Below are 13,876 nucleotides of genomic sequence, written 5' to 3' on the forward strand. Positions count from 1 at the left end.
ACATCCGTGAAATCTGTGCGTTAAAATGCTCACAGATTTCACAGATTTGCACAGAATAAAAAACAGCAAAATATTTTGAAAAAAACCATCGGAGAAAAAGTAGTAGCATTCAACAAAAAACTAAACTATTCAGGTGAACTTCCTGAAGGTTTCGATGTGCTCAATCCTTTCTTCGATAATCCCGAAACTTTAACGGTGATGGCCGATTTTTATCAGAAGTTTTACAATGATGATTTGCAAAGAAAATTCATCATCGGAATCAACCCAAGCCGCCACGGAGCCGGAGTTACGGGCGTCCCTTTCACCGATACCAAAAGATTGGAAGCTGTGTGTGGAATTGAGATGAAATCTGCCCATACGCACGAAATCTCTTCTCTTTTTCTTTATGATGTCATCCAACAGTTTGGTGGGCCAGAGCGTTTCTACAAAGAATTTTATATCAATTCGCCGTTCCCGCTTGCCATCACGCAAAGAAATCTTCGCGGCGCCATCAACGCCAATTATTATGATGATAAAAAACTTTTCGAAGCCGTAAAACCATTTATGATTCAAAGTTTAAAAGATCATATCAGTTTAGGTTTAGACACTTCAGAAGTTTTTATTTTAGGAAAAAAGAATGCCACTTTCATTGATAAAATAAACAGACAGGAACATTTCTTTGATAAAATGACGGTGTTGGAACATCCGAGATATATCCAGCAATACAAAAGCAAAGAAAAACAATTATACATCGATAAGTATTTAATCGCATTAAACAAAGCATAATGAACAACGGATTTGTAAATCAAGAACTTAAAAATAACATTTCAGAAATCACTTTTGGACATCCGAAAAGCAATTCTTTGCCGGGTGAAATTTTAGAATTACTCGCTCAAACGATTTTGGATGAAGGAGCGAAAGAAGAAGTAAAAGCAATTCTATTAAAATCTGATGGTGAAAAAGCATTTTGCGCCGGTGCAAGTTTCGATGAATTATTGTCAATCGATGAATTAGATAATTCTAAAAAATTCTTTGGTGGTTTTGCTAAAGTATTAAATGCAATGAGATCTTGCGGTAAATTGGTGATCGTAAGAGTTCAGGGAAAAACAACTGGAGGTGGAGTTGGAATTGCTTGTGCTGCAGATTATTGTTTCGCCACAAAAGATTCTGCGTTGGCTTTAACAGAATTGAATTTAGGAATCGGACCTTTCGTAATCGGAGCATATGTTGAAAGAAAAATGGGCAAATCTGCCTACTCTGCAATGTCAATCGACGCAGATTTCAGAAGTGCAGATTGGTGTGAAAAACACGATGTCTATCATTCAGTTTCCGAAACTATTGAAAATATGGATGTTGAAATCACTCAGTTTCTAGAGAAATTATCGACCAGAAGTTCTGATGCTTTATCCTTAATTAAAAAAGTTTCTTGGGAAGGAACGGAACATTTCGAACGATTAATGCCTGAAAGAATTTTGATGAGCGCATCTTTAATTTTAGAAGATTCTGCTAAGAAAAATATTGAGAAGATCAAAGAACGACTTCGAGCGAAATAGTCAATGATTAATAATTCTAACAAAACCGTTCTCATTTTAGGAGCCAATTCGGATGTTGCAAAACAATGTATTTTGCAATATCTGGAAAAGGGTTTTTCGATTATTGCGTCTTCTCGAAATCTTGATTCTTTAGAAGATTTCGTGGAAGAAAATGAAATTGATTCTTCTAAAATTACTCTCAAATATTTTGATGCTGCAGATTTTTCTTCTCATCAAAAATTTTATAATGAACTTCCAATAAAGCCAAATATTGTAATTTATGCTGCAGGATTTTTAGTAGAAAATAAGAAAGCTTTACACGATTTTGCTGGAGCAAAACAAATGATGGAAGTCAATTATATGGGCGCAGTTTCTATTCTCAATATTATTGCGATGGATCAAACCAACAAAAATTTAGAAAGAATAATTGGTCTGTCTTCACTTTCCGGAGTTCGTGGTAGAAAAAGTAATTTCATTTATGGAAGTACGAAATCTGCGTTCACGCAATATTTGGCCGGACTTCGACAGGAATTATCTTCAAGAAAAATCATCGTAAATGTTGTAGTGAGCGGTTACATCAATACCAAAGTTAATAAAGGTTTGGATCTGAATAAAACGCTGTTGATGGAACCGGATTATGTGGCGAAACATATTGTAAATGCAGGAAATTCGTTTTCAATCGTTCCTCATTTTAAATGGAAAATCATTTATTATATTCTGAAAATATTACCGGAAGGTTTAGTTTCAAAATTACCATAAAAAAAGCGGAAAAAATTAATTTTCCGCCTCTTTATTTAAGACTCTTTTTCGGTCGCGATTTTCGATATAATCCAAAACTGCATCTTTCGTAGTAAGCCAGTTTCTGCCTTCCTTGAACGCATCAATTTTTCCTTGTCGTGCAAGCAAGCTTACGTATTCCTGTCCATAAGGAACATCGGGTTCGCGCACTATATCCGTAATACTTTGATACTGATCATAGGTATTATTGAGATTTCCAAGGTAAATATCCAGAGTTCTCTCAACGGCCTGCAAGATCAAAAGCAACAACTTAGAATAATCCTCATTGTTCGCCTGATTAAGGGCGTCGTAGTATTTCTTACGGTCATTTTTCAAAATAATTGCCGGTGGGAAACCACTTTTCATCAGAAGGAGATTGAGCAGCAATCTCGCTGTTCTTCCATTTCCATCGAAAAACGGATGGATCCAAACAAACCGATGGTGGAAAATTGCAGCTCTTATCAGTATATCCACTTCGGGATCGTTTGCAAAACCGATCAGTTCGCTCATGAATTCATCCACTTTCAGTGCGTTAGGCGGAACGAAATTAGCGCCCGAAATCCGAACTCCGGAAGTTCTGTATCTGCCTGCAAAATCCTTCTCGATTTTCTGGAGCACGAGGTGATGAACACTCAAAACATCCAAGGTATTAAGAATGTAATCCTTTGAAGCAAGTGATTCAACAAATTCAATAGCTTCCTGGTGATTCACCACTTCGAAATGTTCGCGCAGCGATTTTCCTTTAATGGTGAATCCGTCTTCGATCACCATTTTTGTTTCCTGCAGTGTTAAAGTATTTCCTTCAATACTGTTGGAATTATAAGTCCATTCAATGCTCAAACTGTCTTTGATGCTTTGTAGCACAATGCTCGGAATGGGACGTTTTTTATCCAGTTCACGTTTTTTTTCGTGAATTCTTTCCAGCTGTTTTTCTAAACCTTCAAAGTAATATGGATATAATTGCCATTTCATTCCCCAAAGGTACAACTTTATTCTTAATATCGGCTGATCACTTATATTTATTTATCCGATGTTAACGTTTTTTTTGCATAAAAAAAGGAGATTCACCTCCTTTTACGATGATAAATAAAAAAAATTAATCTATCAGTTCAACTTTCAAAGCCAATTCATTCAATTGTTCATCAGCAATCGCACTCGGCGCATCAATCATCACATCTCGTCCTGAGTTATTTTTCGGGAAAGCGATATAATCTCTGATTACTTCATTGCCATCAAGAATTGCAACCAAACGGTCGAAACCTAAGGCTAAACCTGCGTGAGGTGGCGCTCCGTATTGAAAAGCATTCATCAGGAAGCCAAACTGTGCTTCTGCATCTTCTTTCGTAAATCCTAATAATTTAAACATTTTTGCCTGCAGATCTTTATCGAAAATTCTTACAGAACCACCACCGATTTCATTTCCGTTCAGGATTAAATCGTAAGCGTTTGCTCTGGCTTTTCCTGGGTCGGTTTCTAATAAATGAACGTCTTCCGGTTTCGGTGAAGTGAACGGATGATGCATTGCGTGGTAACGGTTTGTTTCTTCATCCCATTCTAATAAAGGGAAATCGATTACCCAAAGTGGTGCAAATTCTTTTGGATTTCTTAATCCCAATCTGTTCCCCAATTCCATTCTCAAAGCGGAAAGTTGGGTTCTTACTTTATTTTCATTTCCGGACATTAGCAGTATCAAATCACCTGCTTTCGCATTAAATGTCGCGGCGACCCGCCGTAAATCTTCTTCGTTGTAAAATTTATTTACAGAAGAAGTAACAACGCCATCATTCTGGAATTTGATCCAAATCAGTCCGTTGGCGCCAACTTGTGGACGTTTTACCCAATCGATTAATTCGTCGATTTGTTTTCTGGTATATTCTGCGCAACCTTCAACGTTGATTCCGACCACCAATTCTGCGTCGTCAAATATTTTGAAGTCTTTTCCTTTAACCAATTCATTTACTTCCACGAATTCCATCCCGAATCTGATGTCCGGTTTATCGTTTCCGTATTTTTGCATCGCATCGGCGAAAGTCATTCTTGGGAATTTCCCGAATTCTTTTCCTGCGATATCTTTCAATAAAGTTGCGGTCATTCCTTCGAAGATTTGCAGAACATCTTCCTGCTCAACAAATGCCATTTCGCAATCAATCTGCGTAAATTCCGGTTGTCTGTCGGCTCTTAAATCTTCATCACGGAAACATTTTACAATTTGGAAATAGCGGTCCATTCCACCGATCATCAATAGCTGTTTGAACGTTTGTGGCGATTGTGGCAATGCATAAAACTGTCCCGGATTCATACGGCTTGGAACGACGAAATCTCTTGCTCCTTCGGGAGTTGATTTAATAAGAACCGGCGTTTCTACTTCGATAAAGTTCTGGTCAGACAAATAGTTTCTGACTTTCTGCGCCATTTTGTGACGGAAGATCAACTTTTCTTTTACAGGATTTCTCCGGATATCTAAATATCTGTATTTCATCCGAAGTTCTTCACCACCATCAGTTTGGTCTTCGATGGTGAAGGGAGGAAGTTCTGACTGATTTAGAACGGTTAATTTTTCTACTAAAATCTCGATATCGCCTGTAGGGATTTTGGGATTTTTGCTTTGTCTTTCGATTACTTTTCCTTCTACCTGAATTACGAATTCGCGGCCAAGTTTGCCTGCGCTTTCCAGCAGTTCTGGTGAGGAACGGTCTGCATCAAATACCAATTGCGTAATTCCGTAGCGGTCGCGCAGATCGATCCACATCATAAATCCTTTGTCGCGAATGGTTTGGACCCAGCCGGAAAGGGTGACATGTTGATCAAGGTTTTCGATATTTAATTCCCCGTTGGTATGTGTACGAAACATAAGTTGACAGATATTTGTAGTTAGATTTAGGATATTAGATTTTCCTGAATTTTCAGGTGCAAAGATAAGTTTTTTGAATGATTACAGAAGTGCAGTTTTATCGGTTCCCCGCGTGAGGGATTACAATGGAAATCCCGGAATGCAGCGCAGCGGAATGAGGAATTGCAATGAAAAGCCCGACCCGCGCGGCTGGAAATTCTGCGCCGTTTTTGTAAAGCATCGGAAAGGGGCACGCCCAAAAATTTGTGATTATTTAAGACCGCAATTTTAGCTATTTTGTGTAGCTTTGTGTAAATCAACTTCAAAAAAAGTACTATTATGGGAAAAGGAGATCAAAAATCAAAACGCGGAAAAATCATTTCTGGAAGCTATGGTAATAAACGGCCACGCAAATCTGGTTCTGTAAAAAATATTCCGGTAAATGTTCTGGATGAGGATGATAAAAAGGACAGCAAAGGAAAAGTGCGGAAAGAGGTAGGTTACCCATCTGACCACTCGGAAAATGCAGACGTAAAAAAAGAACCTAAAACAAAAGCCGCGGCAAAGCCGAAAGCGGAAGATAAAAAAGCAGACGCCAAAAACAAAGCGGAGGATAAAGCTTCTGACGAAACGAAGGAAGAAAAGCCTAAAACTGCTAAAGCTAAAAAAACCGAAGAATAATCTTCGGTTTTTTTTGTATTTATGAAAATTGATAGTTATCTGCTGCCGCCCAAAATGCTTCCTAACAAACCACCTAAACCTCCCTGCGATTGCTGTGAACTGCCGCCACCTAAAACACTGCCTAAAATATCATTCAAAGGATTCCCTGAAGAGTTTGCGTGCGAACCGCCACCTAATACACTTCCCAAAATATCATTGAGTGGACTTGATGCCTGCGACTGTGCTTCGTTCTGAGCACCGCCTAATATTCCGCCCAACAGGTCATCTAAACCGCCGCCCGAAGTTACGCCGCTTGATTGTTTTTGTTTACCGATATATCCCATGATCAATGGCGCCAACATTCCCAGAATTGGCCCAATTTTATCCATAGAAATTCCGGTATTCTGAGAAAGCTGATTTTCTACATTTGCTTTTTGGCCACCGAAAATATGGCTCAGAATTGAACCGCCTTCCTGTTGGCGGTCTGCGACCTGCGATGGATTGTTTAAAATGCTGCCGTCGTGATCCTTATCGAGCGCGTTGTTCAAAGCTTCTGCCTCCTGCGGATCGTCCTGTGTCTTTTTTCTCAGATAGCCAATTACCAGTGGCGCTGCAACTGCCAACAGCGCGATAATTTGGTTCCTGCTCACTCCAAATTTGTTCTCAGCCTGTGCGGCTACTTCGTTACCGGCATTTCCGGTAATTAAATCGATTAAACTCATTCTGTAAATTTTTCTTGTTAATATTTAGTGGAACTTCGATATGACCAAATTCCGTTCCTGAATCCGGAAATATATATTTAAGAATAATTTCGTTAGTTTTTAAATATGGGCACGTTGGAGCATGCTTCACCAAACATCAGGGATTTTACAAGTGGCTTGAGTTGTTCTACCAATTCAATGTAAGCGTTTTCGGGAATATTTTCGTCGGAGCAGCCTTTAACTAACACACGTTTTCCGGTCAGTTCAGAAAAATCGTGCGTGTGCACGGCGTTGTGCATAAGCAGTACTTCCAGATCTTCGCGGCTTCCGAAAATGATTTTTTTCGCTACATCCGTCAGTTTTGCGGTAAGCAGAAAATACGCCCATAACGGAACAATGGCTTCCGCAGAATTGAAAATGTAAACGAAGGCGTTTTCGTATTTCGTCACGTCGAGTGCCGCCACTTTTTCGCGGAAATCTTTTTCTTTTAAGATCAGTCCTTCAAAAAGGAAATCTTTCAGATCCACACCTTCGCGGTTTCCGCGGGGAATAATCTGACTTAAATCGAAATTGACGAGGCCGCTTTCCGCCACTTTATTTTTTATATCTAACCCGGACATTTTTTTATTTTATCTTTGAACAAATTTACAATTTTTTACCCAGTGAAATATTATATCATTGCAGGCGAAGCCTCCGGGGACTTACACGCTTCAAACCTTATGAAAGCGCTTAAACACGAAGACAGCCAGGCGGAATTCCGTTTCTGGGGCGGTGACCTGATGGCGGAAGTTGCAGGCTTTCCGCCTGTAAAACATTACCGCGATCTTGCTTTTATGGGTTTTCTGGAAGTCGCAAAAAACTTAAAAACAATCCTGCAAAATATCCAATTCTGCAAACAGGATATTGTGAGCTGGAAACCCGAAACTTTGATTCTTGTGGATTATCCCGCATTCAATCTGCGGATTGCGGAGTTTGCGAAAGCACGGGGAATCCGGGTGATTTACTATATTTCGCCACAACTTTGGGCATGGAAAGAAGGCCGCGTGGAGAAAATCAAGAAGTTTGTTGATGAAATGCTGGTCATTCTGCCTTTCGAAAAGGGTTTTTATAAAGGTCACGGCGTCGATGCACATTTTGTGGGCCATCCGCTTTTGGATGTAGTTTCGGAACTTCATCCAATTAATTCCGAAGTCTTTAAAAAGGAGAATGGCTTAAACGGTAAAGAGATTATTGCGCTTTTACCTGGTTCACGAGAGCAGGAAGTGAATAAAATGTTGCAGATCATGCTTTCGGTTCGTGATTCTTTTCCCCAATATCAGTTTGTAATTGCGGGCGCGCCGAGTCTTCCGAAGGAATTTTACGAAAAATATGTGGATGACAACGTGCATTTTGTGTCCAATAAAACCTATGATTTGCTGCGCTGTTCCAAAGCTGCACTTGTGACATCGGGCACGGCAACGCTGGAAACGGCCTTACTCAACGTTCCGGAAATCGTATGTTACCGCAGCAGTAGGATTTCTTATGAAATCGGTAAACGCGTAGTGAAAAACCTGAGATTTATTTCGCTTGTAAATCTGATTATGGATGAAGAAGTGGTTACGGAACTTATCCAGGACGAACTAAATACCAAAAATCTGATCCGTGAATTGAGCGCCATTTTAGAAGGAGATAAACGGGACAGGATGCTGGCAGATTTCGCGCGGCTAAGGAAAAAACTGGGCGGTTCCGGCGCAAGTGCGCAGGCTGCAGCGATCATCGTGAATGGGTGATTATACCCTATTTTTGTAAAGTAAAGATTTTTATTTTTACTTAAAAATAGCGTTGCACAAACAGCCTTTATTTCTGCTTTGCATTTGTTTCATTCTTGGGATTTTCTGCCAGGATATTGTCGCGTGGCAAATATCCGAAATCTATATTATGTTGTCGCTGAGCTTTTTACTGCTCGCCATGTTTTTCATTAAGAATTTTTACGTTTATAAGTTCAGGCACATTTCACTTTTGCTCCTCTTCTTTTCGCTTGGCGTGTTTGGACATTATTTAAAGTCCCAAAAGCCGCAATTGCCGCTACTTGACAATAAAGAAAACATTATTTTTGAAATTCGGCGCAAGCTGAATTCAAACGAGAAAAACCGTAAGTACGAAGTGAATGCATGGAAGGGCGAAGAAGCATTTCAGACTGTGCTTTCGGTTCCGAAATCTGAGGTGGAATTTGATTTCAAGCATTTTTATAAGGCTGAAGTGTTCATCAATAAAACCGAAAAACCATACAGTGATTTTCAGTTTGATTATGGAAAATATCTTGCCCGGAAAGACATCTATTTCCAATGTTATTTGCCCGGCGAAGTAAAAATCTTCGAAAAAGCGAACCTGACATTTGCTGAGAAAATCCGGCAAAAGCGTCTGGAGCTATTAAAGAAAATCGATGTAACGCCACTAAGCAAACAAACGCGTGAATTTACAAAAGGAATTATCCTGGCAGACCGTACAGAAATGGACAAAGAGACTGTGCAGGATTTCAGCAGATCCGGTCTGGTGCATATTCTGGCAATTTCGGGTTCTCATATCGCCATTATTTTTTGGGTGATATTGCTGGTTCTGAATCCCGTGTTTCCGCAAAAATTCAGAAATTTTAAAATCGTTATTGCACTTATTTTAATATGGTCATTTGCAGTTTTCATTAATTACGGCAACTCGGTGGTGCGGAGCTGTATTATGATTACCTGTTATTACATATATATTTTGCTGCAGAGGAAACCGGATCTTTTGCATTCCATGGCGCTGGCGGCATTTGTGGTGTTGATCGCCGATACCAACCAGCTTTTCGAGGTCGGTTTTCAGCTGAGTTTTCTGGCGGTTTTCGGGATATTCTGGCTGAACCAGCCGCTGCTGCGTTTTCTGCCGAGACCAAAAAACAATTTTCAAAATTTTCTTGTAAATATTGTAACAGTAAGTATTTCTGCGCAGATCGCCACGTTGCCGCTGGTGCTTTATTATTTTCACCAATATTCTTTTATTTCAATTATAGCGAATCTTGCAATCATTCCGTTTTCTGAACTTCTGATCGTTTTTGCGCTGTTAATGACTGTTATAACGGAGTTTTCACTGCATTTTGCGGTCTTGTTTGAGATTTACGATTTTTGCGTGACTGCCACATTGAAGGTGATTCATTTTTTTGCGGCAATCGACTTTGCATTTTATCAACTGATTCCTATGACTTTGCTGGAAGTGGTTGTAGCTTTTGGTATTGTATTTTATCTGAGGTCTGCACTGGTGAAGCTGAACATCAAACACGGTGTGCGGCTACTTTATTTTATATTGATGTTTATCTCTCTTCGTATTTTGCTTACATACCGGGCTGGTATGCTGGAGGAGGTTTTGGAGCATCAATATTTCAAAGAAAAGATAATTTCGGTGAAATCAAAAGAAGAGATTCGGTTTGTCTTAAAGCAAAAGGCACCACAGGAAAAAGTACAGAAATATGTCATTGAACCTTATTTGACATCGAGAAGAACTAAGAATTTCAAAATAATTGTGGTACCCGATGAAGCAGATTCCGTTAAAATAAATGGCAGGAATTACCGATTTGAATAATTTGCTGAACGCCGTAATTATTGTTTTAAAATCATTAAAGAATCTTTGGATACCGGAAGGGCTGCCTTATTTAGAAGAATTACAAACTAAAAGATTGTGACTTTTCTCACTTTATGTAGCATCACATTTTTTTAACTTTGTGGAAATTCAAATTCAAACACTTGTTATGGCAGGATTAAGCAGTTCTTCTATTGGTAGAAAATACGCAATGGCATTGTCCGCAATGTTTTTGCTGATCTTCCTTATACTACACCTCACGGTAAATTTACTTTCGGTAGTAAGTCCGGGGTCCTACAATGTGGCTTCAGATTTCATGGGGTATAATCCTTTGGTTCAGTTTCTTATGCAGCCTATTCTTGGTTTTGCAGTGATTTTCCACTTCGTGATGGGTTTTATTCTGGAAATCCGGAACCGAAATGCCCGACCAATCAAATATGGCATGAACAATGGGAATGCAAACTCCACGTGGATGTCCAGAAACATGATCATTTCGGGACTTGTTGTTCTCGCATTTCTGGGACTTCACTTTTATGACTTCTGGTGGCATGAGATCAACTTTAAATATATCCAGGGAAATCCATTGGATTCCGAACGCTTTTACGGAGAGATCCATGCTAAGTTTGCCGACCTGTGGCGGGTTGTGATCTATGTAGTTTCATTTGTGCTTTTGGGTCTGCACTTAGCACACGGTTTCCAGTCATCGTTCCAGTCTATTGGTGCGAGACACCCGAAATATACGCCGGTGATCAAAGCTTTGGGAACCTGGTATTCGATCCTGATTCCTGCAGGATTTATTTTAATTGCCGTCTATCATTTCGTTACTCAATAAAATTTTAGGTTTTTAATTAAAACTTAAAATACATTATCCGAAAAATTTAGTCATTTAAATTTCCGGATATATTCAAAAATCAAAATTTCTGAAAATGAGCAAATTAGATCCAAAAATTCCGGGAGGCCCGCTGGCTGACAAATGGACAAACCATAAAAATCATATGAACCTTGTTTCCCCAAACAACCGTGATAAAATTGATATTATTGTTGTAGGAACAGGTTTGGCAGGGGGTTCTGCCGCTTCTACCCTCGCAGAGCAGGGATATAATGTAAAAGCATTCTGCTACCAGGATTCACCAAGACGTGCGCACTCGATCGCTGCCCAGGGTGGGATTAATGCCGCCAAAAATTATCAGGGCGATGGTGATTCTACTTACCGCCTGTTTTATGACACCATCAAAGGTGGCGATTACCGTTCCCGTGAAGCCAATGTCTACAGACTTGCCGAGGTTTCTGCAAATATTATTGACCAGTGTGTGGCACAGGGTGTTCCTTTTGGGCGCGAATATGGCGGCCAGTTAGATAACCGTTCCTTCGGTGGTGTTCAGGTGAAAAGAACTTTTTATGCGAAAGGCCAGACCGGCCAGCAACTTTTATTAGGAGCTTATTCTGCCATGAGCCGCCAGATCGGAAAGGGCAGGATCAAAATGTACAACCGCCACGAAATGATGGAACTGGTAATTGTCGACGGAAAAGCCCGTGGAATTATCGCCAGAAACCTGGTGACCGGTGAAATTGAAAGACATTCTGCACATGCCGTTGTAATCGCGTCGGGAGGTTATGGTAATGTATATTTCCTTTCCACAAATGCAATGGGATCTAATGTTTCCGCCGCGTGGAAGATCCATAAAAAAGGAGCGTATTTCGCAAATCCATGCTTCGTGCAGATTCACCCAACCTGTATTCCTGTTCATGGTACGCAGCAGTCGAAGTTAACGTTAATGTCGGAATCATTAAGGAATTCAGGGCGGATTTGGGTACCTAAGAATATTGAGGATGCTGAGGCAATCCGTGCAGGTAAATTACGTCCCGAAAATATTGCTCCGGAAAACCGCGATTATTATCTGGAAAGAAGATATCCGGCTTTCGGAAATCTGGTGCCGCGGGATGTTGCTTCCAGAGCCGCGAAAGAACGCTGTGACGCCGGCTACGGAATAGAAAACAACGATACTAAAGAAGGTGTATTCCTGGATTTCTCTACGGAGATTTTAAAGAAAGGAACAGAAGCTGCCCTTGAAAAAAACATTCATAATCCTACACCGCAACAGATCTACGATCTTGGGAAAGCGTGGATTGAAGAAAAATATGGTAACCTCTTCGTGATGTACGAAAAGATCACCGGCGAAAATCCTTACGTTACACCAATGAAGATTTATCCTGCCGTTCACTACACAATGGGTGGTGTATGGGTAGATTATAACTTACAGTCTACCATCCCGGGCTGTTTTGTGATTGGTGAAGCAAACTTCTCCGATCACGGTGCCAACAGGCTGGGCGCTTCTGCGCTGATGCAGGGTCTGGCAGATGGATATTTCGTGTTGCCTTATACAATTGCTGATTATCTTGCAGCCGATATCCGTACGGGACCGATCTCTACGGAAACTCCGGATTTTGCGGAGGCGGAAAATGAAATCAAGAAAAAAGTTGAATTCTTCATCAATAATAATGGTGAACATTCCGTAGACCATTTCCATAAGAAACTTGGCCACATTATGTGGAATAAAGTAGGTATGGGCCGAACGCCCGAAGGTCTGCGCGAAGCGATTGCAGAAATCGAACAGGTGAGAAAAGAGTTCTGGCAAAATGTGAAAGTCCCCGGCACTGCGAATGAAATGAACCAGGAACTGGAAAAAGCTTTCCGTGTTGCAGACTTTTTGGAGCTGGGTCAGTTGATGGCCATTGATGCTCTGAACAGACAGGAATCCTGTGGCGGGCATTTCCGCTGGGATCACGCGACGCCTGAAGGTGAAGCTGAAAGGGATGATGAACATTATAAATTCGTGTCGACCTGGGAATACAACGGCAGCGACATTAACCAGGAAGTTTTGCATAAGGAAGATCTCATTTATGAAAACATCGAGGTGAAAACCAGAAGTTATAAATAATCTCCAAAAAATTATATAAACAATGAGTGCACAAAAAGGCTTAAACCTGACTCTGAAAATTTGGAGACAGAAAAACAATAAAACAAAAGGGCAGTTTGAAACCTATAAGATTTCGGACGTTTCAACAGATTCCTCTTTTCTTGAAATGTTGGATATGCTCAACGAGAATCTGATCAATGCGGGAAAAGAGCCCGTAGCTTTTGATCATGACTGTCGCGAAGGTATCTGCGGAACATGTTCGCTATACATTAACGGCCGGCCACACGGACCCGATACGGGAATAACCACCTGCCAGCTGCATATGCGCATGTTCAAAGACGGCGAAACAATTCACATAGAACCCTGGAGGAGCGCAGCTTTCCCCGTTATCAAAGATTTGGTTGTGGACAGAAGTGCCTTCGACAGAGTGATGGCAGCCGGTGGATTTATCTCAGTAAACACTTCTGGGAATACGCTGGATGCCAATGCGATTCCGGTTCCGAAGGAAGATGCCGACAAAGCAATGGATGCCGCGGCTTGCATCGCTTGTGGTGCCTGTGTTGCAACATGTGTAAATGGTTCTGCGATGTTGTTTGTCGGTGCCAAAGTTTCTCAGTTTGCGCTATTGCCACAGGGTAAAGTTGAAGCCAAACGCCGCGTGCTGAATATGGTTGCTGCAATGGATGAAGAAGGGTTCGGTAACTGTTCAAACACCGGTGCCTGCGAAGTGGAATGTCCAAAAGGAATTACACTGGAAGTTATTGCCAGAATGAACCGCGAATATGCTGTTGCGAAACTCGACCAGGAATAATTAGAATCTTTACATTTATTATCGAAGCCGCCTCAAATACTGAGACGGCTTTTTTGATTTTAAAAAAGGGATAAACGTGA

General features: G+C 40.6%; 13 protein-coding genes. 9 read left to right on the forward strand and 4 right to left on the reverse strand.

All coding sequences use genetic code 11. The features are described from left to right. Positions 1–75 precede the first annotated feature (75 nt). Genes H562_RS0105875 through H562_RS0105885 form a run of 3 tightly spaced genes read left to right on the forward strand, consistent with a single transcriptional unit; the run spans position 76 to position 2,270 of the window. Complete coding sequence (locus H562_RS0105875; protein ID WP_027376650.1) at positions 76–765, forward strand: SMUG2 DNA glycosylase family protein; 690 nt, start codon at positions 76–78, stop codon at positions 763–765. Then, positions 765–1,532 carry an enoyl-CoA hydratase/isomerase family protein gene (locus H562_RS0105880; protein WP_027376651.1) on the forward strand — a complete coding sequence of 256 codons (768 nt, stop codon included), beginning with the start codon at positions 765–767 and terminating at the stop codon, positions 1,530–1,532. The genes H562_RS0105875 and H562_RS0105880 overlap by 1 nt, the downstream gene beginning before the upstream one ends. Positions 1,533–1,535: 3 nt before the next feature. After that, the gene (locus H562_RS0105885) at positions 1,536–2,270 is read left to right on the forward strand and encodes an SDR family NAD(P)-dependent oxidoreductase (protein ID WP_027376652.1); all 735 of its coding nucleotides are present in this window, start codon (positions 1,536–1,538) and stop codon (positions 2,268–2,270) included. Positions 2,271–2,285: 15 nt separating this feature from the next. Here the strand turns inward: H562_RS0105885 and H562_RS0105890 are convergent, their stop codons facing one another. After that, entirely contained in the window at positions 2,286–3,260 is a 975-nt protein-coding gene (locus tag H562_RS0105890) for a Fic family protein (protein ID WP_051190414.1), read from the reverse strand. A 124-nt stretch (positions 3,261–3,384) separates the two neighbouring features. After that, positions 3,385–5,139, reverse strand: a complete 1,755-nt coding sequence (aspS, locus tag H562_RS0105895; RefSeq protein ID WP_027376654.1) for an aspartate--tRNA ligase — start codon at positions 5,137–5,139, stop codon at positions 3,385–3,387. Between the two features lie 318 nt (positions 5,140–5,457). Here aspS and H562_RS15865 point away from each other — a divergent pair, with 318 nt between their 5' ends. Continuing rightward, the gene (locus tag H562_RS15865) at positions 5,458–5,799 is read left to right on the forward strand and encodes a 30S ribosomal protein THX (RefSeq protein ID WP_034690799.1); all 342 of its coding nucleotides are present in this window, start codon (positions 5,458–5,460) and stop codon (positions 5,797–5,799) included. 35 nt (positions 5,800–5,834) lie between these two features. Here H562_RS15865 and H562_RS0105910 read toward each other — a convergent pair whose 3' ends face one another. Together H562_RS0105910 and H562_RS0105915 are read right to left on the reverse strand one after the other, a co-directional pair. Continuing rightward, positions 5,835–6,500: a DUF937 domain-containing protein gene (locus H562_RS0105910; RefSeq protein WP_027376656.1), complete on the reverse strand. Its 666-nt coding sequence runs from the start codon at positions 6,498–6,500 to the stop codon at positions 5,835–5,837. A gap of 92 nt (positions 6,501–6,592) precedes the next feature. Then, complete coding sequence (locus tag H562_RS0105915) at positions 6,593–7,099, reverse strand: DUF2480 family protein (protein ID WP_027376657.1); 507 nt, start codon at positions 7,097–7,099, stop codon at positions 6,593–6,595. Positions 7,100–7,141: 42 nt separating this feature from the next. On the opposite strand from H562_RS0105915, the gene lpxB reads away from it, so the two are divergent. The 5 genes from lpxB to H562_RS0105940 all read left to right on the forward strand — a co-directional run bounded on the left by lpxB (position 7,142) and on the right by H562_RS0105940 (position 13,796). Continuing rightward, positions 7,142–8,248, forward strand: coding sequence for a lipid-A-disaccharide synthase (gene lpxB, locus H562_RS0105920; protein WP_027376658.1), 1,107 nt, complete (start codon positions 7,142–7,144; stop codon positions 8,246–8,248). A gap of 148 nt (positions 8,249–8,396) precedes the next feature. Then, a complete protein-coding gene (locus H562_RS0105925; protein ID WP_156831969.1) occupies positions 8,397–10,070 on the forward strand; it encodes a ComEC/Rec2 family competence protein in 1,674 nt (557 codons plus the stop codon). A 166-nt stretch (positions 10,071–10,236) separates the two neighbouring features. Then, positions 10,237–10,899 (forward strand): succinate dehydrogenase cytochrome b subunit, encoded by a 663-nt coding sequence (locus H562_RS0105930; RefSeq protein ID WP_027376660.1) that lies wholly within the window; start codon positions 10,237–10,239, stop codon positions 10,897–10,899. Positions 10,900–10,993: 94 nt separating this feature from the next. Next, positions 10,994–13,006, forward strand: coding sequence for a fumarate reductase/succinate dehydrogenase flavoprotein subunit (locus H562_RS0105935; RefSeq protein ID WP_027376661.1), 2,013 nt, complete (start codon positions 10,994–10,996; stop codon positions 13,004–13,006). Positions 13,007–13,028: 22 nt separating this feature from the next. Next, positions 13,029–13,796 carry a succinate dehydrogenase/fumarate reductase iron-sulfur subunit gene (locus H562_RS0105940; protein ID WP_027376662.1) on the forward strand — a complete coding sequence of 256 codons (768 nt, stop codon included), beginning with the start codon at positions 13,029–13,031 and terminating at the stop codon, positions 13,794–13,796. The last annotated feature ends 80 nt before the right edge of the window (positions 13,797–13,876 follow it).

It is taken from the genome of Kaistella palustris DSM 21579, assembly GCF_000422265.1.
In the GTDB taxonomy this organism is placed as follows: Bacteria; Bacteroidota; Bacteroidia; order Flavobacteriales; family Weeksellaceae; genus Kaistella; species Kaistella palustris.

Coding starts and splice junctions, on each gene's coding strand:
- H562_RS0105880 (WP_027376651.1), top strand. CDS start 765: ATGAACAACGGATTTGTAAATCAAGAACTTAAAAATAACATTTCAGAA.
- H562_RS0105885 (WP_027376652.1), top strand. CDS start 1,536: ATGATTAATAATTCTAACAAAACCGTTCTCATTTTAGGAGCCAATTCG.
- H562_RS0105890 (WP_051190414.1), bottom strand. CDS start 3,260: ATGAAATGGCAATTATATCCATATTACTTTGAAGGTTTAGAAAAACAG.
- aspS (WP_027376654.1), bottom strand. CDS start 5,139: ATGTTTCGTACACATACCAACGGGGAATTAAATATCGAAAACCTTGAT.
- H562_RS15865 (WP_034690799.1), top strand. CDS start 5,458: ATGGGAAAAGGAGATCAAAAATCAAAACGCGGAAAAATCATTTCTGGA.
- H562_RS0105910 (WP_027376656.1), bottom strand. CDS start 6,500: ATGAGTTTAATCGATTTAATTACCGGAAATGCCGGTAACGAAGTAGCC.
- H562_RS0105915 (WP_027376657.1), bottom strand. CDS start 7,099: ATGTCCGGGTTAGATATAAAAAATAAAGTGGCGGAAAGCGGCCTCGTC.
- H562_RS0105925 (WP_156831969.1), top strand. CDS start 8,397: ATGTTGTCGCTGAGCTTTTTACTGCTCGCCATGTTTTTCATTAAGAAT.
- H562_RS0105930 (WP_027376660.1), top strand. CDS start 10,237: ATGGCAGGATTAAGCAGTTCTTCTATTGGTAGAAAATACGCAATGGCA.
- H562_RS0105935 (WP_027376661.1), top strand. CDS start 10,994: ATGAGCAAATTAGATCCAAAAATTCCGGGAGGCCCGCTGGCTGACAAA.
- H562_RS0105940 (WP_027376662.1), top strand. CDS start 13,029: ATGAGTGCACAAAAAGGCTTAAACCTGACTCTGAAAATTTGGAGACAG.